The sequence below is a fragment of the Bradyrhizobium sp. in8p8 genome (assembly GCF_000426845.1).
Taxonomy (GTDB): Bacteria; Pseudomonadota; Alphaproteobacteria; order Rhizobiales; family Xanthobacteraceae; genus Bradyrhizobium; species Bradyrhizobium japonicum_C.
Map to the genome: position 1 here is coordinate 115,592 of NZ_AUGD01000002.1, position 22,106 is coordinate 137,697.

The following is a 22,106-nucleotide window of genomic DNA, read 5'->3' on the forward strand; positions in this document are numbered from 1 at the left end:
TTGTTCTTGTCGTCACATGCCAAGATAGGCCTTGCGCACGCGATCGTCCGCGCGCAGCGTGTCGTTGTTGCCCTCGAGCACGACGCGCCCGGCTTCGAGGACGTAGCCATGATCCGCCGATTCCAGCGCTTCGGCGACGCGCTGCTCGACCAGCAGCATGGTCAGGCCGGATTGACGGCGGATCTCGATCAGGCGCTCGAAGATGAAGTCGGCGGTCGAAGGCGCCAGCCCCATCGAGGGCTCGTCGAGCATCAACAGCTTCGGCGAGGAGGCGAGGCCGCGGCCGATCGCGAGCATCTGCTGCTGGCCACCAGACATCGTGCCTGCGAACTGGTTGCGGCGTTCCTTCAGCACCGGTAGCCACTCGAAGATGCGCTCGATGTTGCTCTGCCAGTCGCGCCGGCCGCTCTCCGTCATCGCGCCCATTTCCAGGTTCTCCATCACGGTGAGAGACGGGAAGACCTGTCGGCCCTCGGGAACGTGGGCGATGCCGAGATGGGGGCGCTGCGGCGGCGGCACGGCGAGCAGATCGACGCCGTCGAAGGTGATGGCCCCGCCGCTCGGCTTGACGATGCCGGAGATCGTCTTGAAAAGCGTGGTCTTGCCGGCGCCGTTTGGTCCGACGATCGCGACAAACTCGCCGGCGCCGACATTGATCGAGATGTCGTTCAGGACGGGCTTGGCGGAATAGCCCGCACTCAATCCCTCAATTCGCAGCATGGCCCACCCATTTCTTGCCGAGATAGGCCTCGATCACGCGATTGTCGCGCGTCACCACTTCCGGCAGGCCTTCGGTGATGACGGCGCCGTGGTCGAGCACGACGAACCTGTCGACCAAGCGGACCATCGCCTGCATCGTGTGCTCGATGATCGCGATGGTCGTGCCGTCGCGCGCGAGCTGCTGGATCACTGCGACGACCTCATCGGCCTCGCCGTGGCCAAGGCCCGCGAGCGTCTCGTCGAGCAGCAGGATGCGCGGCTGGCCGGCGATGGCGCGGGCAAGTTCCATCAGCCGCAGCTCCTTCGTCGAAAGCTCGCCGGCCAGGCGGTCGGCGACGGCAGAGAGCCCGACACGGGCGACCGCGTCGGAAGCGAGCTTGCGCGCCACCTCGTCGGATCGCGCGCGCACATAGGCGCCGACCACGACATTGTCGAGGATCGACATGCGCAGGAACGGCCGCATGACCTGGAAGGTGCGGCCGATGCCGGCTTCACAGATCACGTGCGGCCGTTGACCGGACATGTTGCGGCCGCCGATCAAGACTTCCCCCTCGCTCGGCTTCAGGAAGCCGTTGAGGAGATTAAATAGCGTCGTCTTGCCGGCGCCGTTGGGCCCAATGATGCCGAGGATTTCGTTCTGGTGCAGCTTGAAGCTGACATTCTGCACCGCCTTGAGACCGCCGAACGAACGCGAGAGGTTCTTGACCTCGAGCATGATCTCGCCGGTGGCCGCACGCTGCTGCGAGGCGGGCTTCAGCGCGGTGACGTTGGCGACCGCTGTTTCGGGGACGTCAGCTGCAGCCGCCTTCGGCGCCATCCGCTTGCGCAACAGATCGCGCAGCTTCCAGAACAGACCCTCCGGCGCCAGCAGAATGACGCAGACGATGGCGAAGCCGAAGATGACGCCCTGGATGCCGGGGAAGCGGTCGCCGGCCTCGGCATGCAGGACCTCGGCGAGCGGAATCAGGATCACCGAGCCGATCACCGGGCCCCAGACCGTGCCGACGCCGCCGAACATGGCGACGGTCAGTGCCTGGGCCGACACCAGCATGCCGAACACTGATTGCGGCGTCACGACCAGCAGCACCTGGGCGTAGAAGCCGCCGATAGTGGCGGCGATAGCGCCGCTCAACGTGATCGCGCGCAGCTTCCAAGCGAGCGTGTTGATGCCAGCCGCCTCGGCCGCGGCCTCGTTCTGCTTGATAGCGAGCAGCGCCATGCCGAAGCGGGAACGCTCGATCACTTGCGTCAGCACGATGGTCGCCAGCATGATCGCGAGCCCCAGCAGCGTGTAGATGTGCGGGTCGGAGAACTGCATGTAGGCGATCGGCGCATTGCGCTTGATCGGAAGCGTCACCTCCTGAAAGCCGAGCCACTCGAACACGTAGAGGATGGCGAGCGGGTAGGCGAGCATCGCCAGGGCGAAGTAGTGGCCCTGGAGGCGGAAGGTCGGAAATCCGATCAGGAGCCCGGCGATGCCGCCGAGCACGGCTGCGACGGGGATCAGCAGCCAGGGGGAGATGTCGAAGTAGATTTGGCCGAGCGCAGTCGCATAGGCTCCGATGCCGAAGAATGCGGCGTGGCCGAAGGAGATCAATCCGGTGTAGCCGCTGAGCAGGTTCCAGGACAGGCCGAACACCGCCCAGACCGGCACCAGCGTCAGGATCAGCTGGTAATAGGAATTGGTCACGCCGAGCGAGAGCGCGGCATAGGCGAGGGTGAACAGCAGGGGGGGCAGAAAGGAGCGCGTCCGGAGCATCGTCACGTCCTCTCCACCATCCGTCCGAAGAAGCCTTGCGGACGGAAGAAGATGATGAGGAGGAAGACTGCGAAGATCGCTGCGTTCTGCAGCTGCGTCGGCAGGATCAGCGTCGACATCTGCTGCACCAGGCCGATGGTCATGCCGCCCCAGAACGCGCCGATGATGCTGCCCATGCCGCCGAGCACGACGCCCGCATACATGACGATGACGTATTCGAGGCCGACGAACGGGTGGAACGGATAGTTGGTGGCAAGCAGGCCGCCGGCGATCGCCGTGATGCCGCAGCCGAGCGCGAAGGCGGTGCGGTGCGCCCGGTCGACGTCGATGCCCATATAGGTCGCGGCGGTCGGATTGTCGGCGGCCGCCCGTAACGACTTGCCGATCCGCGTCCGCGTGATCAGCAGCGAAAGCAGGATCATCATGACCAGCGAAACGATCATGTCGATGCTGCGCGCCTTGTTGAGGAAGATGCTCATGTCGAAGAAAGGGCCGAGCTCCCAGGCCGAGCTCGACAGCGGCGTGCGGATCGAGGCCAGCACCGATCCGAAGACGAGCAAGCCACCGTTCTGCAGAATCAGCGCGATGCCGAGCGTCAGGATGAGCTGGGCGTAGTGGCCTTCGCCTTCCAGCGAAGCGGTGCGCGTCCCTGAAACGTGCGAGATCAGTGTCCGGTGGACGAAGTAGCCGAATACAGCGAGGACGGGGCCGGCTAGCAGGATAGCGACGAATGGTCCGACGGCATTGCCAAAGAACGATTGAACGCCGGCGGCGGTGAATAGATAAAAGGCGGTGTACATGCCGAGCATCATGAAATCGCCATGGGCGAAGTTGATGACGCGCATGACGCCGAAGATCAGGCCGAGCCCGACGCACATAAGCCCGTAGACGGCGCCGATCAGAAGGCCCGCGGCGAGCGCTTGCAGGAATCCCTCCATCAGCCCCGCCTCCGCGCGGCTGACGAACTTAAGCAGGTCTCGAAATCGACCATGTTTCCCCCGTACTCTCCGGCACTTCTTATGATGCCGATCGTAAAACCCGTTCCGCCGTGTCCAGGCGGCATTGCGCTGCGATCTCGCCGGCATTGTCGAGCCGGTCACTGTTCTCGATGAGTTGCTCCAGCCTGTGCGCGCGGGCCTCACCGAGGACCGGGCAACTGGCAGCGCGGAAGCGCGCGCGAATATCAGATGGTGTTGCGGCTATGACGTCGGGCAACATGTGCTGGATGGTCCGGCCGCTCCGCAGATGCACGGTCACATCCGCGCCCTGCTTGCCAGGGAAGGCGGCGGTGAAGCCGGCATCGGCCTCGAGGTCCGTGACCGAAACCAGGCGGATGATGTCGGCATTGCCGAGCTCGGCGTAGTTCTCTTCCTCAATCTCGCCCCGCGCCAGCGTCGCCGCGACGCTGAAGGGAATGCTCATCTTGGCCTGGAGCGCGTTCCGGTAAGGCCCCAGGGAGTCGCAGCCCGGATAGCGAACCGCAGCATCGGGGGCGCGAATGACGACGCGATCGATCTCGTCGGTGCCGACGAGTTCGTGCGAGACACGGAGCGCAGCTTGAGCGGCGGTTTGCGCGAAATTGCAGGCCGGAACCGGCTTGTTGTACACGGCCATGATCTCGCACTCTCCGCCAGGGAAGATCGCGATGCTGTCGGGTGCGGCTTGGCGACGATAGGCGGCGAACAGGCCTGCCTCGCCTTCGAGGATGGTTTCGGAGCCGAAGGCGCCGGCTGCGGCCAGGCCGATCGCCTTGATCGCGTTGCTGGCGGCAAAGCCCGGATGGAAATACATGTCGGAGCCGCCGGCATGCGGCCACTCGTTGAGACCGCTGGACGTATTGGCCGCGATCGCCATGGCGCTGGTCGCCTGGTCCTCGGAAAGGCGGAGCGCGAAACTTCCCGCGAGCGCCGCGCCCAGAGGAGCCACGACGCCGGTCGGGCGATAGAGCCGCGCAAGGTCGGAGGTCAGAAGCGCGCGGCCGATCCGCGCGCCGGTCTCATAGCCGATGATGGCGGCCGCGAGTAGCCTCGCGCCGGACAGCGGCGCCTGTTCCGACAGCGCGAGCAGCGCCGGCCAGATCACCACGCCGTGGTGCGCGATGCTGGCCGCGTGCATGTCTTCCCGCACGAGGCCGTGCCCCATCACGGCGTTGCTGAATGCCGCGTCCGCCGGCGAGGAGAGTTGCGAGGTCCCGATGATGGTCGCGCCGCCGCCGTCATGCGCGATCTGAATCGCCTGACGGCTCCAGGGATGCTGACCTGCCTCGAACGCACAGGACAGGAAATCCAGCAGGCAGAGCTTGGCCTTGGCGACGACTTCGGGCCCGAAATCGCCGAGATCGACGGCGAGTGCGCTCCGCGCCATCTGGCGCGCGAGCGATGCCTTGCCGGATCTGGTCGGGCCGTTCGTCATTGCCACGTGCTCTCCCCAAGACTCGCGCGCTCAGCCGCGCATCTCGACCCCGGCCCACTCCTCGAGCACCTTGGCGATCGAGGTGAAATCGGATGATGAACCGTACTTGGCATTGGTGATCGCCAACATCTGCCGCACGACCGCGCCGCAGACCATTGGCACGCCCATAGCCTCGGCCTCGTCTACGCAGAGACGGACGTCCTTGTAGGAAAGGCCGGTGGTGAAGCCGAAATCGAACGTGCCTGGCAGCACCGATCGGGGGAATTTGTCTTCGGAAGCGCTGTTGCGGCCGCTGCTGGCATTGATGATGTCGATCAACACCTTGGCGTTGACGCCGCCCTTGACGCCCATCGCGACCGCTTCCGACGTGATCACGAGCGCCGCCGCTGCCATCAGATTGTTGGCGAGCTTGGCGGTCTGCGCCACGCCGGGCTTGTCGCCGGTGTAGAACAGCTTGCCGAAGTTCTTCAGGATCGGCTGCACGATCTCGTAGGTCGCCTGCGGGCACGATACCATCACGGCCAGCGTGCCGTTGACGGCGCCCTTGATGCCGCCGCTGACCGGCGCATCGACCAGCGTCATGCCTTTCGCCTTGAGGCCTTCCGCGACGAGCTTCGCCGCGCCCGGACCCGAGGTCGAGAGATCGATCACGATCTTCGCGCGGTTGCCGCTGCTGATGCCATCCTGGCCCAGCGTCACCGCCTTGACGATGTCAGGCGTCGGCAGACTTGCGAGCACGATGTCCGCGCGGGAGGCGACGTCCGCGGGCGACTTGCCGAGGAGAGCGCCGCGCTTGACCAGCGGCTGCGTTGCGTCGCTCTGCGTGTCGTAGACGACGAGCGAATAGCCCGCGTCCATCAATCGCCCCGCCATGGGGCCGCCCATGCGACCCGTTCCGATCACGCCGAGTGTTTCTCCCGCCATCGTCCACTCCTGTTGCGTGCTCCCGCGATGGGCGCGCCGTCTTGATCTTGTCGTTTCCTTTACCAGTCGGCCTGGACGACCGCCGTCGTTGCGGCGGCGGGGATCCCGCGCCAGCGGCCGGATTGTTGTGATTGTCAGACAAGCTGTCAAGCATAACATTTGGGGTCGACAGTTAGCCGCGGATCGGCATAAAGTCCGAACAAAACGAGGAAGAAGCCCCGCGTGCCGCAATATTCCATTCCTAGCGTGAGCAGGACGCTCGCTGATTTCGTCGCTGCCTCATCATGGGCGGAGGTGGAAGCGCAGAGCCTCGAGGCGCGACGATCGATCCTCAATTTCTTCGCGACGGCACTCGGCTCCGCACGCGATCCCGTCGTCATCGCAGCGATTCGCGCGCTGGCACCGTTCAGTGGTGCCGCGACATCGACGGTGATCGGTCATTCCGAGCCGATGGATGCGCTCTGCGCGGCGTTCCTCAACGCCATCTCGGCGAATCTGCTCGACTTCGACGACACCCATCCCGAGACGATCATTCATCCGGCCGCGCCGGTCGCAGCCGCCATATTTGCGCTCGCGGAGACGCGAAGGTTGTCGGGGCACGAGGTGCTGACGGCATTCATTCTCGGCGTGGACGTAGAATGCCGCATCGGCAATTCAGTCTCGCCGCGCCATTACGCGCGTGGCTGGCACATCACGTCGACCTGCGGGATTTTTGGAGCGGCTGCGGCTTGCGCGAAGCTCCTGGGCCTGCCCGCGGAGGGCATTGCAAACTCAATCGGAGTTGCGGCGAGCCAGTCGGCCGGCAATGTCGAGAACCTGCCGACTGGAGCCAAGAATGTCAGCGTCGGCAATTCGGCGCGAAACGGGTTGTTCGCCGCGCTGCTGGCGCAGCAGGGCTACGAGGCGGCGCCCCGTGCCATCGAAGGACCGCTCGGCTGGGCCCGCACCATGGGCGATGAGCCCGACATCGCGCGGCTGCTCAACGGTCTCGGCAGGACGTTCGAGATCGCAAAGAACACCTACAAGCCGTATCCCGCCGGCATCGTGTTTCACGCGGTGATCGATGCCTGCCTCCTGTTGCGCAAACGGATCGCTGGACGCATCGACCAGATCGAGCAGGTGACGGTGCAAGGCTCGGCCCTGCTGCTCGCCCGTGGCAACCGCCCGGTCAACAACGAGCGCGATGCGCGCGTCAGCATCCATCATTGCGTGGCATGCGGTCTTTTGCTCGGTGCCGCCGGGGTCGCCGAGTTTGTGCAGGAAACCGTAATCCGGCCCGACATCGTGCAACTGCGGCAGAAGGTGAGTGCGGAGCTCGACAGCGAAATGCGCGATGGCGCCGCGCGTGTGACGTTGCGCCTGGCGTCCGGGGATGTCCTCACCGAGACAGTCATTTCGCCGCGCGGCAGTCTTGCCGCGCCGCTCACGGATCGCGATCTCGAGGCCAAGCTGCGCGAGGGCGTGCGGACCGGCCGAAGCGACTGGGACGCCGACCGTGTCATCGACGCGGTCTGGCGGATCGACGCGGTCGATGACGTCGCTGCTTTGCTGCAATCGCTGCGGCCGCTATTGCGTTCATCGACTTCCAACTCAACTCTCAAGACCTGAAAGGGACGATCATGAGCAAGACCGAACTGTTCGACAAGGGGCTCAAGGTTCGCAAGGAAGTGCTCGGCGAGGATTACGTCAATAAGTCCATCGCCGGTGCCGACGACTTCACGCGCACCATGGCGGAATGGTCGACCGAGTTCTGCTGGGGCGCGTTGTGGACTCGGCCCGGCGTCGACCGGCGCACGCGCTCGATCGTCAATCTGGCGATGCTCGGCGCGCTGAACCGGCCGCACGAACTGAAGCTGCACGTCAAGGGCGCCTTGAAGAACGGGCTCACAAAGGAGGAGATCAAGGAGATTTTGCTCCAGGTCGCCGTCTATTGCGGCGTGCCCGCCGGCATTGACGCCTTCCGTAACGCGCGCGAGGCGTTCAACGAGGTCGACGCGGCCGGCTCCTGAGCAGATCGCAGATACATGGCTGATCCGGTCTACGAGCTGTTCGCCATCCGCTACGCCACGCGGGAGGCGCAGCGCAGCGAGCACTTCATCGGCGGCGACCCGCATGACGGGCCGATGCCGATGGATTATTTCATGTGGCTGGCGCAGGGAAGCGGGCGCACCTTCGTCATCGACACCGGGTTCAACGCCGAAATCGCCAGGCAGCGCAGGCGGACATTCCTGCGCTGCCCGGTAGAGACGCTTGCCGCGTTCGATATTGACGTGGCCGACGTCAAGGACGTCATCCTCACGCATCTGCACTACGACTATGCGGGCAATTTCGACCGGTTTCCGAACGCGCGGTTTCATCTGCAGGAGCGCGAGCTAGCCTACGCCACCGGCCGGTACATGCAATATCCGAGGTTGTCGCATTCCTTCGAGGTCGAGGACGTCTGCGGCATCGTGCGGCTGAACTATGCGCGTCGCGTCCTGTTCTACGATGGCGATGCTGAGATCGCTCCCGGTCTGACGGTCCATGCGGTGGGCGGACATTCCGCGGATATCCGAAAATCCTGGGATTGGCTTGAGTGTTGCCAGCCCAGATCATAGGAGACTGTGATTACCTAGTGCGGATAACAACGAAGAACGTCCCCAATGGACAAGGTGCGCACGGTAGGCCGGCGAAAGCCACGTCCGATCAGCGTCTTCGGGCCGACCGAGGACGAGGTCGTGGCGAGCATGGACCAGGCGAAGCTGGCGCCGCGCGTCGCGCCGAAGGGTGTTCATCGATACCGCTCGCTCGCGGAGGCGAACGTCGCGGCCGACCGGTGGGCGGCCGCAGGCATGGCGATGCGGGCGAGGGAGCTGGAGGATGCGAGCCGCAGCAAGGCGGGACGGACCCGCTCCGCCATCCTGGCGTTCCGCTTGGCGTGGCGATGGCTCTGCCGATGGGTTCGCCGAGTGCGATAGTTTTGCTCGATGTTTCGGGTCAGCTAGTGCGGTTCACATTGAGAAAATCTCTTTTCGTGCTGTGGCTTAGGCTCCCAAAGTTCAACCGCCTGGATCGGCCTGACAGACTCCCATTGAACGCGAATGACTCAGATCGAACACGGAACGACAAGTGTTGTCGTTTCGCGTTCGATCTGAGTCTCGGTCCGAGAAAAGCCAATAGTTTCAGCCTACGGACGTTGGCTCCTTCAGAGTCTAGTCGGGTTCCATCAGAGTCATTGGCTGGGATTCCGGTTCCACCGGAGTCAATTTGATCTCACGGGTTCGAAGCGGTTCAAATGTCGTCTGGCGAGGATCCGGAAGACAGGCCAGGGTTCCACCCGAGGCTAATGCTCTAATATCGTTGATGTAATTATTGGGGGTATTTTTTTGTAAAACCCCCTCCAAAATTACATGGAGACGCCGTATCCCCTTCCGCATGCAGGTCGACGGCGAAAAGAACGAGCCCCCATCTTTTGGCAAAATCCGGAAGCTTCTTTCCGGAAATCGGCTCCTGCCGCCCTCAGCTCTGGTCAAGGCAGGGATCAATCCGGCCAGCCTGGCCCGCGCGGTCGAAGACGGTGTCGCCGTCGTTTATGCGCGCGGCATCTACATCGCTTCAGACGCTGACCTGCCCGAAGGGGTCAGTTTCGCGGCGACGGCTTTGCTCAATCCTGGCGGAGTGGTGTGCCTGTCCTCGGCAGCCCTCTACCACCGACTTTCAGACGAAAATCCAGGAGCCGTCTGGTACGCAGTCGATCCCCATAAGACAAAACAAATACGGAGCAAGGCTCGAGATCCAGTGAAGCTGGTCTTTTGGACTGAGGAGGCCAGGAGGATCGGCGTGGATGACATAGAAATTGCCGGCGTGCCGATCAGGATCACCAATCGTTCGCGCACTGTGGTCGATATGCTTCGATATCGCACCAAGATCGGCGACGAGCCGGCAATGAAGACACTCAAGGATTACGTGTCGGATGGCGGCGACCTGAACGAGGTGATACGGCTTTCGAGCCAACTCGGTTGGAGAAAATCGATCGAGTTGGCCGTTCGGGCGGCGGAGGAGTTGCAATCTCTAATCGGAAGGAAAATGACGCCATGAGCAACATGAGCAACACCTCAGCTCGAGCGTGCTTCAGCGCGTCCTCAACGATTTGTCCAAGCTCGGTGTCACGGCGATCGAAAGGGCTTCTGTTGGCCAAGATGCTGCCTGAGCTTCACGACTGTTGTGAATTTTCTGCCTCCTAGCTAGGCTCCCACTCCGAGCCGAAAGTCACGCAAATGAGACGCTGGCTGGGTTCCCGGCTTTTCGTTTGCTCCCGCGGGTGCAATTCGGGCCCGCAGCGTGAAGTAGGGAGGGGGGGTATGGCGGTAACGGACCCCGCTCACCAAGGCCGCGATTTTGTACGCCAAACTATGATACTCCGGGCTTTCGTACGCTCGATGATAGCTTCTGGCGCGCGCGAGGCCGCCGAACGGCTGCCAATGATCGCGGAGCATACGATCGCGTACCGCTCCTAACGGTGAGTGCCGCACGGTGCGAAATTCAGGTTGGTTCGCTGTTTGGCGCCCAAGATGCCGAACTGCGCAATGGCAGGTCCAGTCTGATGCGCTCGATGAGATCACGGGTCGCCTTCGACGGCGAAATGCCCAGTTCACTCTTCAACAACTGAGCTAGCCGATCATATTGGCGTATCGCTGCCGCCCGTTGCCCGGATACGGAATAAAGCTCGATCACGTGCTGCTGAACCAGTTCCTGCAAGGGTTCGATCCGAAGGGCCGATAGGCCGGCGGCGAGCGCGTTCTCGAGATCCCGAGCGGCTGAATAGTGCTCCATCAGCCTCCGATAGCCGCGCAAGCAAAGCACGCGCAGCCGCTCGCGCTCGACCAGCACCCAATCGTCATACCACCCCAGCATCAGATCCCCGCGATAGTGGTTGAGGGCGGTAGCGAGGCCATTGACCAGCGCCGGCTCCAATCGGCCGGGTGAAGCGGCGAGCGACGGTGCGATGCCGGTTTCAAATGCGACAATGTCAAACCAGACCTGCGATGAAACGCTAATTCGAGGCTCGCCACGCGACGAAAATTCAAGGCAGCTCGACCCGCTGACCTTCAACACATTTCGCAGGCGCGACAATGCCGTACCAAGACACGATCGCGCGCGCGTCGGCTCGCTCGACGACCAGAATTGTTCGATGAGAACCTCACGAGGATGGTCGATCTCACGAAACAAGACTAGATAAGCCAGGAAGGAAATGCTTTGCCGCGACACCGAAATTTCTTTGTCGCCAGCGCAGACTCGTGTTCGGCCCAAAAATTCTACTGAAACCTGCACCCCCGTCCCCCCGAAACATACGATAGGAAGACACCCTCTAAATGTGGCAAGGCTAGTCGCAGTCAGTGGATTTCGCAACCCTCGAATGTATCGCGCTCGAGCGGCCTTACGGCGCTGGCCGGACCGCCACGTTGGCTACTGCGTGCGGCTGGCCAGGGCCGGTGTGGGTTCGGTCGCGCGTCTGCGCTTTGCCGATGCTGGTTGGATTTGATTTGGCGCCTCACATTGGTGGCCGCGCACTTGTTCGGTCGACGGTCACTCCAACACTAGCTGCTGCCAAGAATGCACCTCCGCTGCGCCGCACGATGGTAACGGGGTCAGCCTCCCAAAAAATCGCCCTCAATCAAGAGGATCGCGCACGATCAACTCGAATGAGCCGGCTTCGAAGCCCGTGAGGCGAATGGCGCTGTGACGTCGCGGTGACGACTAAGTCATCCTTCGGTCAAGCGAGGGTTTCGTCCGGCTGCGTCTGCACTCAATCGCGTGTGCTGGAGCACTGAGGACGATCGGCTAGGCTCAACGTACGAACCAAATTCCCGTTCCCCAGGCATGCGATGGATCGCCAAAGCGAACCTCAAGCCGAAATGAGTTTCGTGATTCACGTTTGGCTCGAGGATCGAGTGACGTGGCGCGGACGGGTGACTCTCGACGACAACAAGCAATCGGCCATGTTCGAGGACGCCCAAACGCTGATCGATTTCATTGACGGCCAGCTCAGGAGCCATGGGGTCTCGCTGCCGATGCATCGAACTCACTCGTGAACATGATGGCCGGATCGATCGCCTGCACTAATTTCTGCGACTGCCGCATTGCAGGCAAACCGCTAAGGCTGTCCTGGGGCGGGAGCTTGGTCGCATGCGGGATGCCGTGGATGCGTTCCAGATCGATGGCATCACCCCTGAAGAGTACCGAGAAGTCGGACCGTTGGCTCGTCGGCAAATAGCCGCCCGAGCGATAAGCGCGGTACTGGCGCCAAGGCAAAAAAGCTTGCTTGAGGCGCGGTCCCGATCTCGCCGGATGCGGCTGATGAGAGGAAGCCTTGATCTGGTCCTAATGTCAGCCTGGCCGCCAGGAAGCGCTCCAGTCATCTCCAGGAGCTTGCTGAGTCGGCGCGGGGCACGGCGGCGGGACCGCCTTGTGTGCCCGCGGCCACCCGCAGGTGCGGTAGACTCCAATTGAACGCGAATGACTCAGATCGAACACGAAACGACAAGTGTCTGATCCGGTGGAAGATAAATTTATTCCATAATATGCCTTATGCGAATCCGACTTTTAGGCTGGGCGCGGTTGACCGAGCCGATGTCGTTCGCCTTTCATTTTATCTGCGGCCGTTGGCGACCGGCGGGTCCCCAAAGAAACCGCCTCTACGCCAGGTGCCAATCGCCGTGAGTTCCCTGGAAGATCATCTGGCTTCCTTCGGTGCTGATCGACGGGTCGGGAACGAACGCGCCCCCTTCTACCGCGTTGAACATGAAGTCATCCTGCGCCATCTGGCTCTTTTGGATGCCCTCCAGAAAGATTGATCCGTCGCCCCAGCTCACCAGGACCCCCGTGTGTCCATCGCCGTGGGGAGATAGCGAATCAATGACGCTCACTTCGTTGGGCATGATATCCATGAAGGCGACGTGATCGAAGGCGCCCGGTCCTGGATCGAAACCCGCGACAACAGTGTCGTTACCGCTGCCGTGGGAAACCATGAAAGCGTCGGCGCCGTCGCCGCCGTTGTAGATATCGTCACCCGGTCCTCCTTCGAGCATGTCGTGTCCGGCCCCGGCGTTCAGATGATCGGTGCCCGCGCCGCCCATGAGGTTGTCGGCCATAGCTCCGCCGTAGAGGCTGTCGTCCCCGTCGCCACCGCGAAGGTCGTCCCGTCCGTTTCCGCCGTCCAGGACGTCATTGCCGGCATCTCCCGCAAGATGGTCGTCGCCCCTCCCGCCGGAGAGATGGTCATCGCCCCCCAAACCGAAATAGTGATCGTTCTTGGACGTCGCATGGAACACGTCGTTCTGTCCATCGCTGCCGTACTTGACGAGATTGCCATCGAAAGAGCGCTGGAATTGCGCCGGCGTCTCGCCCGCTGACGGCGGCGCATCCTCGTTACCCTCGTCCTTTACGAAGTGTTCCGCGGCGACGCGGTCGGAATGAGAACTCGTCGGGTCAATCAGGTGCCGATCGTCGGCGAACATGAAGTCATCCTGTGCGAGGTCCGCCTTGAATACACCCTCGAGCAGCACCGAACCGTCGCCCTTGCTCGTATGCCAACTAATCCGGACGCCGTCCCGCGTATCGTTGAAGCGGAACTGCTCCGGTTCGATGTCCATGACCGCAAGATGGTCGAACATCCCCGGACCGGTGCGGAAGTCGGTTATGATATCGTGGCCGCTATCGGGAGAGATCATGAACGCGTCCGCTCCCGGACCGCCGGTTAGAACGTCGTTACCGCGGCCGCCCTCGAGATCACCATGACCCGCACCTTCGTCCAGGACATCGTTGCCGTCGCCCCCGATCAACGTGTCTGCCTGATCGCCACCGTCCAGTTGGTCGTTTCCGGCGCCGCCAACGATATGATCGCTCCCCGCGGCCCCTACGAGATGCTCGTTGCCAACTCCACCGATGAGATCGTCGTCCATCGCTCCGCCGGACAGGCGGTCGTTTCCGGCGCGGCCGAACGCTATGCTCATCTGGTCATCGGAGCCCGCGAACCGGTCAGAGTGCCGGTCACCAATGAAGAGAAGATAGTCGTCGAAGGTCTGGGCGATGGTTTCGTCGACGGAGTGATGATGATGCCGATCCTGGAAACGCCTGCTCATGTGATTGCTCCGGTTGGAGGCCACACGGCGAGTGCTCGACCCGCCTGGACGCGTTCGCGCCAGCCGTCAGAACCGAAGCGCGCCACCGATGTTCCTCATTCGATCGGCGCTAGCGCAGAATAGATTAGTCTCTTTAACGTGGATTAAGCGTTGGATCGGCTTTATGAATCAGCGCACGATGTTCCATCGCGCCGCGGTAACCGAGCACGAGGGCGCAGCGTAGAACACTGAACGCACACCCAGGCGCCCGGTCTGCCCTCCACTCTCCCGCGCGGCTGCAGGCGTGCATCAGAAGACGTCCACGGTGCCAGCGGCCAGTCGGGCGACGAGTTCGGGAGTTCGGCTGAGACCGTCCGACACGAGGGCCTCGACCGGGTTTCTCAACTGGGCGAGCGACGCACCGTTCCGCGTTGCAAGCCTGAGATGAACCAGCGCCGGTTCAGATATCGGTGCGCCGATCTTGCTGACGAGGAGGCAGTGCGCGTGGTCAATGTCCGCAATGGCCGACACCAACGTTTCAGCCAATTGCGTCGCGAGAACATTATAGATCTTACCAACATGGCTGACCGGATTCTTGCCGGCTGCAGCCTCGAGGCTCATGGGTCGGCACGGCGTGATCAGGCCGTTGACACGATTGCCGCGGCCGACCTGCCCGTCATCGCCGGCTTCGGCGGACGTTCCCGTGACCGTTAAATAGACCGACCCGGATGCCGGATCGTCGGCGGCATTGATCGCGATGTGGCACTCCGGAAAGCCGTACTGACTGGCGCAGTCGCGGACCCTAGCGGCCAGTGCGCTCTTCTCCTCCAGATAGTCGTCGATGCCGGCAAGAAATCCTCCGATCATGGCACAGGCGATGGTTAGATCGAGGTGGCTGCCGTTGCGGACCGCCATGATCTTGATGTCCTCGCCCCACGCGGGATGGTCAGATCCGCGATCACGGCCATTTAGCCGCTGCTCGATGGCGCGCACCAGGCGCTCGAGTGGGCTCAGCGGCGCATGACCGACACCAAACGACGTGTCGTTCGCAAGCGGAATGTCTTCGATGCGCCGCCGGGAGTATATTGACCGCAGGTCGTGCGAACCCGGACGGACGAGAGCCTCGATCCGGACGTGGCGATCAACGTCGAGCGCGTGCAGATTGGCCTTTAGCCAGGACTTCGAACCTTCGACGGCAATTGTGTCGATTGGGACAGTCACGCTTCCAAATTCGGCGATGGCGCGCCCAGCCAGGAAGATTCGGATGGGGACCGTGACAGTTCCTCCTCCAAAGGCCGGCACCGCCTGCCCTCCGCACAATAACGCCTTGTCGACGTTGTGATGGAGCACCCGACCGAATTGCTTCTGGTACTCGCGGCAGAGATTCCGAGACAGCATCTCGGCCAGCGCGTCACAGATGGTGTCGGGGTGACCGATGCCCTTACGCTCGACGATCTCGATTTCGTCGTCTGTTTCAAGACGCGAGATTGCGATAGGGATCATGGAGCCGGCCCTCCAGTAGCGGCCTTGCTTCGTGACCTTCGCAAAAAAATGAACCAGTAGGTAATCCCAACCAATACACCTCCAACCATGTTGCCGACTGTTACCCAGGCGAGATTGAACACGGCGCCGCGCACCGTTAAATGCGGAAAATGGGAGGGCGTCTTCCCGATCAGATCCCAAAACGTACCGTCTGCGCCTGACTTGGTCAGGAGTGCAACGGTCAGCAGATACATATTCGCGATCGAATGCTCGAAACCGGTCGCGGCAAAGGCCGCAATCGGGAAAACTATGGCTAGGATCTTATCCGTCGTCGATCGTGCGCCATAGCATAGCCAGGTTGCAAGACAGACGAGTACGTTGGCAAGAATGCCGTGAATGACTGCCTGGGTCGCCGACAAGGATGCCTTTGCATTGGCGGCCGCCAACGCGGTCAGCCCAACCGCTCCACTCCCGTGGTCGTAACCGGCGGCTAAAAAGACGAGCAGCGCGAGACCGGCAGCGCCGACAAAGTTTCCGATATAGACCAGCGTCCATGCCCGCAGGAGAGCACCTGGTGCGACGCGGCCACTCGCACAAGCCATGATCATGAGATTGTTGCCGGTAAAGAGCTCGGCGCCGCCGACGATCACCAGGATGAGGCCTAACGAAAAAACGGTGCCGCCCAGCAGGCGTATGACACCGTATGGCAACACACCTTCGGCGCCGGCGGTCACCACAACGGAGAACATTGAACCAAAACCGATGAACGCACCCGCGAGCACCGCAAGCGCCATCAAGCTCCCGGTTTCGAGATGCGTCTTGTCGACACCAATCTGCTCCGCGCGTTCTGCCATCTCTCGCGGCAGTAGCGCATCGATCGAATTGTGGCCTGTCGCTTCGAACATTCAGAACCCCGACCCAGGATGAGGCGCTTGACTGTCTGTTACGACGGCACTCATTTTGTCCCCCCGCGAGCTGCCTGACACACGACAGAGGCTCCAATGTCGGCGCTCCGCGTTTTCCTGAAGTGTCCGTCTAGAGCACCTCGAACCAGATTTCGCAGGTCGCCACCCTAAGCTCATGCGCCGAGCCGTGAGGCGGAACTCAGCACGTGACCCGGTGCCATTCTGACCAGTCTAGCCGCGCAAGGTTTGATCTATGTCAGACCGCAACTCCCGGCTCCTGCGATCTCGGCTGGAAGCACAAGCTTCCTGGTGCGGCGCTGAGCATCGACGCACTGGGGTGAAGTCACGGGTGACTCGAATGAAACTCGAAACTCGCCGGTGCTAAAGCGGATGTCTGCGACACCGTCCAGTAGCATTGGCAACCGCCGCCCCCTTCTGAGCCGCGATGCGATCTCGGCGCTGCGACGGCAAGGCTAATCTTCCATGAGCGAGCGCATCCAAGCCAGTCTTGAGATGGCCTGTTCTGCGAGCCGCTGCAGGCTCGCGAGGCGAGCCGCATCGCTCGCGCGCTCGGCGCCGTCGAGGTAGGCGTCGGCCAAGGCTTCGGCGATCTCCAGCGAATCCTTTCGCTCCATGGCGGCCGGAAAGCTCCCGAACCCGGCGGCCTCGTCAGCCAACCTGGTTGCTTGCTGGCGGATATCTCGTGCCCGGACGGCGGCCGGGCCGCGCAGACGTTGTTCAATCTCCCCAAGCTGTTCCACCAGACGAAGCTCTAGTCGGCGCGCATCGATGGGCAGCTGAGGCGCGGCGGATGCATCGGCGCTCTCCCGTTCGTGTTGTTGATGATAGGCGCGGCGCCTCTCCTGTCGCAGCGTGGCAACATGACCGAGTTCCTCCCTGGCCATTGCCTCGGACGCCTTCTTGACCTCGGGATCATGCGAGTAGGCTGCCAGATAAGACCAGAAGGCAAAGGCGCGCTCCTCGTTACGGACCGCCATGGCGAGCGCGCGGTACGGCGTCATCAGGCGGGATGCTTTCACCTCTGCGGCTGCTTCCTTATCAAGGGCTTCCGGCGGTTCCCAGCGTACCAACGCGGGATCCGGGCTCTTGCCCCGGCGCGAATGCGACCATTGTGCGACGCTATCGACGTGCTCGCGCTCAGCCGAGGCAAGCCGGGTGAACACGTCGGCAAGATCATCCTTGCCCTGCGCGCGCATGTCCTGGGCAAGAGCGTCGTACTTGTCGGCCGCTTCCTGCTCCATTGCGTGCGCTAGCGCAAAGAGCTCGTCGAGAGACTTCAATACACCGGCAGGCTCAGCGCTCAGTAATGAAGTGCGTAGAAATGGCATGGTCTTGGTTCCCAATGCAGTCGTTTGCTTCGGTTCCCCAAACACGAATCCTTTTCGTCGGGGTTGACAGATGCGGGCGCGCGCGATGATTGTGACACGTCAGCGGCGACAAATCATCGACCAAGAATCGCAACGCATCCGCGGCCCGGTTGGCCGCGCAGATGGCATTTGAATCGACATGTCGAAGCGCCCGGTTGACGATATCGCCTTGGCAAGGCGTGCAGCGCTCGCGCTCGCGGGCTTGCTGTTGGCGTGTCTGACATATATTTCGCCCGCATGCGCGGCCGGTGACTTGCAGACATACCTGCCGAAGATCGCACCTGGCGAGTTCTTCGCCAGCGCGGATCGCTTCGGCCCGCCACAGGGCGATCCGCCAATCGTGCCCGTCTACCGCGGCGATCAACTGCAAGGGTTTGTCTTCCTCAACTCCGATTTCGCGAACTCAGTCGGCTACTCCGGAAAACCGATTCACCTGCTGGCTGGGATCGACCCGAAGGGTGTCATCACAGGGATCAAGCTCGTCGATCACAAGGAGCCGATCGTGCTGGTCGGCATTCCTGAGGCCAGAATCGTCGCTGCCGTGAACGCGCTGATCGGCAAGGACATGAGGCCGGTCGCAAGTGGCGCCGAGAAGCCGCCTCAGGTCGACATCGTGAGCGGCGCAACCGTCACCGTGCTGGTGATGCACGACAGTATCGTCCGCGCCGCCTCCAAGCTGATCCGGAGCGGCCGCGTCGGCGCCGGCGACGGCGCTGCGGCTTCGGCAGCCCTGCCCCCTGTCGTCAAGACTCTCGATCTCGAACATAGTGAAGTGCGTGACTGGGAGAGCCTCGTTGGCGACGGCTCGGTGCGCCGGCTTCATCTCGGCATCGGTGACGTCAACGAGGCGTTTGCAAAATCTGGTAGTGCGGCAGCGAGCCAATATCCCGAACCAGGCGAGGCCAGCGAGACCTTCATCGACCTCTATGTGGCGCTCGTGAGCGCGCCTACGATCGGCCGCAGCCTGCTCGGCGACGATGGCTATCAGCGTCTCAAGGGTCGTTTGAAGCCTGGGCAGCAGGCCATCGTCGTCGCCGGCAACGGCCTCTACTCCTTCAAGGGTTCCGCCTATGTGCGCGGCGGCATCTTCGATCGCATCGAAATCCTGCAGGAAGGCAACAGCACCCGCTTCCGCGATCGCAATCATACCCGGCTTGGTGCGTTGGAGGCCGCCGGCGCGCCCGAGTTCAGGGAAGTTGCCCTATTCGTCACCCCTCCCGAATTCACCCTGGATCCGACGGAGCCGTGGCAGCTCCAATTGCTCGTGCAACGGAGCCTCGGCGGTCGCGACAAGGCCTTCCTGACCTTCGATCTCAGCTACGCCCTGCCCGACCGCTATATCCGCCGCGAGCAGCGTGCGGTGACGGTGCCGGAGAATGCACCGCCTCCTGCTTCGCAGCCTGCCGCTGCTGCCTCTGCCGCCCCGCCAGAGGCAGACGAGCCGCTGTGGATGCGGATCTGGCGATCGAGCACGGTGTCGATCGCCATTACCGCATTCATGCTGGCCGGCCTCACCGGAATCTTCTTCTTCCAGAATCTGCTTGTTCGCCGACCTGTGTTGTACAACTGGGTTCGGCGAGGCTATCTCGCCTTCGTTCTGGTCTGGCTCGGCTGGTACGCGAACGCGCAGCTCTCCGTCGTCAACGTCGTCACCTTCACCAACGCGCTGGTGACCGGCTTCCGCTGGGAATTCTTCCTCGCCGCTCCGCTGATCTTCATTCTATGGGCCGCGACGGCCGGCGGGCTCCTGTTCTGGGGACGCGGCCCGTTCTGCGGCTGGCTGTGTCCCTTTGGCGCACTGCAGGAACTCACCAACACGGCCGCGAAATGGCTGAAGGTGCCGCAAATAACGGTGCCGTGGGGACTGCACGAGCGGCTTTGGCCGATCAAGTACATCATTTTTCTCGGACTGTTCGGGCTATCGCTCTACTCCGTCGACATGGCCGAGCGATTTGCCGAGGTCGAGCCGTTCAAGACCGCGATCATTCTGAAGTTCTCACGAAGCTGGCCGTTCGTCGCCTATGCAGTCGCCCTGCTGGTCATCGGCCTCTTCATCGAGCGTTTTTTCTGCCGCTATCTTTGTCCGCTTGGCGCCGCGCTCGCGATCCCCGGTCGCATGCGGACATTTGAGTGGCTGCGCCGCTGGCAAGAATGCGGTTCGCCCTGTCAACGCTGTGCGAAGGAATGCCCGGTGCAGTCGATCCATCCCGAGGGGCACATCAACGTCAATGAGTGCATCTACTGCATGCACTGCCAGGAACTCTACTACGACGATCATCGCTGTCCGCACATGATCCAGGTCCGGCTCAAGCGCGAGAAATTCGCGGCCATGTCGTCGCCTTCGATGCGTTCAGGCGGCAAGGGTCCGGCGACCGTCATCACCGCCGGCGGTAAGCCCGTCGGCGCTTCAGCCGCCATCTCTCCACCACCACACTGAACCGGAAGCCCAGGAGGCAATCATGAGCGAGAACGAAAAGACCAAAGGCGTCAGCCGACGAGCTGTGCTGGGAACGACGGCGGCCGCAGCGGGCGTGGGGCTGGCCGGTGGAGTGGCGATGAACGCCGGCAGCGGCTTCGTCTCGTCCGCCGACGCTCAGACCAAGACAGCGGCACCAAAGGCGCCGGCGGCGCGACCGGCGGTGCAGAAGGCCGAAGTGGCGCCCGGTGAGCTCGACGAATACTACGTGTTCTTCTCGAGCGGCCAGACCGGCGAAATGCGGATCATCGGCCTGCCCTCGATGCGCGAACTGATGCGCGTTCCGGTTTTCAATCGCTGCAGCGCGACCGGCTGGGGGCAGACCAACGAAAGCATCAAGGTTCTGACAGAAGGGATGCAGCCGGCAACGCGCGAATTCCTCAAGAACCGCGGCGGTACCTACCTGAACGGCGACCTCCACCACCCGCACATCTCCTTTACCGACGGCACCTATGACGGGCGTTATGCCTTCATGAACGACAAGGCCAATAGTCGCGTCGCGCGCGTGCGGCTCGACGTCATGAAGTGCGACAAGATCATCGAGCTTCCGAACCAGCATACGGTCCACGGCCTGCGCGTGCAGAAATATCCGCGCACCGGCTACGTGTTCGCCAACGGCGAGGATGGGGTGCCCCTGCCCAACGACGGCAAGATCCTCGACGATCCCAAACAGTATCGTTCCATCTTCAGTGCGATCGACGGCGACACGATGAAGGTCGCCTGGCAGGTGATCGTCAGCGGCAACCTCGACAACGTCGATGCCGATTACCAGGGCAAATACTGCTTCGCGACCTGCTACAACGCCGAAGAAGGCGTCACGCTGGCGGAGATGACTGCCGCCGAACAGGACTGGGTCGTCATCTTCAACATCAAGCGGATCGAGGAGGCCGTGAAGAAGGGCGACTTCAAGGAAATGAACGGCGTGCCCGTCGTCGATGGCCGCAAGGGATCGGCCTACACGCGCTACGTCCCGGTCTCGAACAACCCGCACGGCATGAACACGGCTCCGGACGGCATCCATGTCGTCGCAGCCGGAAAGCTCTCGCCCACCGTGACCGTCATGGACGTGCGGCTGTTCGACCAGCTGTTCGACGACAAGATCAAGCCACGTGACGTCGTCGTCGCGGAACCCGAGCTTGGCCTCGGGCCGCTACACACCGCCTACGACGGCAAGGGCAACGCCTATACGACCCTGTTCCTCGACAGCCAGGTCTGCAAATGGAACATCGACCTCGCCAAGCGGGCTTTCAAGGGGGAGAAGGTCAATCCCATCCTCCAGAAGCTGGACGTGCACTATCAGCCGGGCCACAACCATACCTCGATGGGCCAGACCAAGGAGGCGGATGGAAAATGGCTCATCTCGCTGAACAAGTTCTCAAAGGATCGCTTCCTGAACGTCGGGCCGCTCAAGCCGGAGAACGATCAGCTGATCGACATCTCAGGCGATCAGATGAAGCTGGTGCATGACGGCCCGAGCTTCGCCGAACCGCATGACGCGACCATCGTCCATCGTTCCAAGATCAATCCGATCTCGATCTGGGATCGTGCGGATCCGATGTTCGCGGATGCGGTGAAGCAGGCCAAGGCCGACGGCATCAACCTCGAGGCGGATTCGAAGGTCATTCGCGACGGCAACAAGGTGCGTGTCTACATGACGTCGACCGCGCCGGCCTATGGCCTCGATCAGTTCCAGGTCAGGCAAGGCGACGAGGTCACCGTCTTCATCACCAACATCGATGCGGTCGAAGACCTGACGCACGGCTTCTGCATCGTCAACTACGGCATCAACATGGAGATCGGACCGATGGCCACCTCGTCGGTGACCTTCACGGCCGATAAGCCAGGCGTCTACTGGTACTACTGCTCGTGGTTCTGCCACGCCATGCACATGGAGATGAAGGGCCGCATGTTCGTCGAACCGAAGTCGGTCTGACCGGAGCG

At 62.4% G+C, this 22,106-nt stretch carries 18 protein-coding genes and 1 pseudogene; 8 read left to right on the forward strand and 11 right to left on the reverse strand.

The window, feature by feature from the left end:
• Nucleotides 1–12: 12 nt before the first annotated feature.
• The 5 genes from K408_RS0105800 to K408_RS0105820 all read right to left on the reverse strand — a co-directional run bounded on the left by K408_RS0105800 (nt 13) and on the right by K408_RS0105820 (nt 5,815).
• Nucleotides 13–720 (reverse strand): ABC transporter ATP-binding protein, encoded by a 708-nt coding sequence (locus K408_RS0105800; protein WP_024341826.1) that lies wholly within the window; start codon nt 718–720, stop codon nt 13–15.
• Nucleotides 707–2,479, reverse strand: coding sequence for a branched-chain amino acid ABC transporter ATP-binding protein/permease (locus K408_RS0105805; protein WP_024341825.1), 1,773 nt, complete (start codon nt 2,477–2,479; stop codon nt 707–709). The genes K408_RS0105800 and K408_RS0105805 overlap by 14 nt, the downstream gene beginning before the upstream one ends.
• A 2-nt stretch (nt 2,480–2,481) precedes the next feature.
• Nucleotides 2,482–3,417 (reverse strand): branched-chain amino acid ABC transporter permease, encoded by a 936-nt coding sequence (locus K408_RS0105810; RefSeq protein WP_024341824.1) that lies wholly within the window; start codon nt 3,415–3,417, stop codon nt 2,482–2,484.
• 79 nt (nt 3,418–3,496) lie between these two features.
• Entirely contained in the window at nt 3,497–4,891 is a 1,395-nt protein-coding gene (locus tag K408_RS0105815; protein ID WP_024341823.1) for an MmgE/PrpD family protein, read from the reverse strand.
• Nucleotides 4,892–4,921: 30 nt separating this feature from the next.
• Complete coding sequence (locus tag K408_RS0105820; protein WP_024341822.1) at nt 4,922–5,815, reverse strand: NAD(P)-dependent oxidoreductase; 894 nt, start codon at nt 5,813–5,815, stop codon at nt 4,922–4,924.
• A 222-nt stretch (nt 5,816–6,037) separates the two neighbouring features.
• Here K408_RS0105820 and K408_RS0105825 point away from each other — a divergent pair, with 222 nt between their 5' ends.
• From K408_RS0105825 to K408_RS37630, 5 genes are all read left to right on the forward strand, one after another.
• Nucleotides 6,038–7,423 (forward strand): MmgE/PrpD family protein, encoded by a 1,386-nt coding sequence (locus K408_RS0105825; RefSeq protein WP_024341821.1) that lies wholly within the window; start codon nt 6,038–6,040, stop codon nt 7,421–7,423.
• 11 nt (nt 7,424–7,434) lie between these two features.
• Entirely contained in the window at nt 7,435–7,824 is a 390-nt protein-coding gene (locus K408_RS0105830) for a carboxymuconolactone decarboxylase family protein (protein WP_024341820.1), read from the forward strand.
• Between the two features lie 15 nt (nt 7,825–7,839).
• On the forward strand, nt 7,840–8,412 hold the full coding sequence (locus K408_RS37625) for an N-acyl homoserine lactonase family protein (RefSeq protein WP_024341819.1): 573 nt from the start codon (nt 7,840–7,842) through the stop codon (nt 8,410–8,412).
• A 45-nt stretch (nt 8,413–8,457) separates the two neighbouring features.
• A complete protein-coding gene (locus tag K408_RS0105840) occupies nt 8,458–8,772 on the forward strand; it encodes a hypothetical protein (RefSeq protein WP_024341818.1) in 315 nt (104 codons plus the stop codon).
• Between the two features lie 457 nt (nt 8,773–9,229).
• On the forward strand, nt 9,230–9,892 hold the full coding sequence (locus K408_RS37630; RefSeq protein ID WP_024341817.1) for a type IV toxin-antitoxin system AbiEi family antitoxin domain-containing protein: 663 nt from the start codon (nt 9,230–9,232) through the stop codon (nt 9,890–9,892).
• A gap of 444 nt (nt 9,893–10,336) precedes the next feature.
• Here the strand turns inward: K408_RS37630 and K408_RS37635 are convergent, their stop codons facing one another.
• A complete protein-coding gene (locus K408_RS37635; RefSeq protein WP_196232348.1) occupies nt 10,337–11,125 on the reverse strand; it encodes an AfsR/SARP family transcriptional regulator in 789 nt (262 codons plus the stop codon).
• 554 nt (nt 11,126–11,679) lie between these two features.
• On the opposite strand from K408_RS37635, the gene K408_RS0105860 reads away from it, so the two are divergent.
• Entirely contained in the window at nt 11,680–11,886 is a 207-nt protein-coding gene (locus K408_RS0105860; protein WP_024341815.1) for a hypothetical protein, read from the forward strand.
• 603 nt (nt 11,887–12,489) lie between these two features.
• Here K408_RS0105860 and K408_RS0105865 read toward each other — a convergent pair.
• The 5 genes and pseudogenes from K408_RS0105865 to K408_RS0105880 all read right to left on the reverse strand — a co-directional run bounded on the left by K408_RS0105865 (nt 12,490) and on the right by K408_RS0105880 (nt 17,650).
• Nucleotides 12,490–13,524, reverse strand: a complete 1,035-nt coding sequence (locus tag K408_RS0105865) for a calcium-binding protein (RefSeq protein WP_230646525.1) — start codon at nt 13,522–13,524, stop codon at nt 12,490–12,492.
• A 36-nt stretch (nt 13,525–13,560) separates the two neighbouring features.
• A pseudogene (locus K408_RS44070) lies at nt 13,561–13,935 on the reverse strand (calcium-binding protein); the annotation flags it as partial.
• Nucleotides 13,936–14,223: 288 nt separating this feature from the next.
• Complete coding sequence (locus K408_RS0105870) at nt 14,224–15,417, reverse strand: methionine adenosyltransferase (protein ID WP_024341813.1); 1,194 nt, start codon at nt 15,415–15,417, stop codon at nt 14,224–14,226.
• A complete protein-coding gene (locus tag K408_RS0105875) occupies nt 15,414–16,301 on the reverse strand; it encodes a formate/nitrite transporter family protein (protein WP_024341812.1) in 888 nt (295 codons plus the stop codon). Before K408_RS0105875 ends, K408_RS0105870 begins: the two co-directional genes overlap by 4 nt.
• A gap of 473 nt (nt 16,302–16,774) precedes the next feature.
• Nucleotides 16,775–17,650, reverse strand: coding sequence for a ferritin-like domain-containing protein (locus K408_RS0105880; protein ID WP_024341811.1), 876 nt, complete (start codon nt 17,648–17,650; stop codon nt 16,775–16,777).
• Between the two features lie 178 nt (nt 17,651–17,828).
• On the opposite strand from K408_RS0105880, the gene K408_RS0105885 reads away from it, so the two are divergent.
• Both K408_RS0105885 and nosZ read left to right on the forward strand, forming a co-directional pair.
• On the forward strand, nt 17,829–20,126 hold the full coding sequence (locus K408_RS0105885) for a NosR/NirI family protein (protein ID WP_024341810.1): 2,298 nt from the start codon (nt 17,829–17,831) through the stop codon (nt 20,124–20,126).
• Between the two features lie 22 nt (nt 20,127–20,148).
• Complete coding sequence (gene nosZ / locus K408_RS0105890; protein WP_024341809.1) at nt 20,149–22,098, forward strand: TAT-dependent nitrous-oxide reductase; 1,950 nt, start codon at nt 20,149–20,151, stop codon at nt 22,096–22,098.
• Nucleotides 22,099–22,106: the final 8 nt, after the last annotated feature.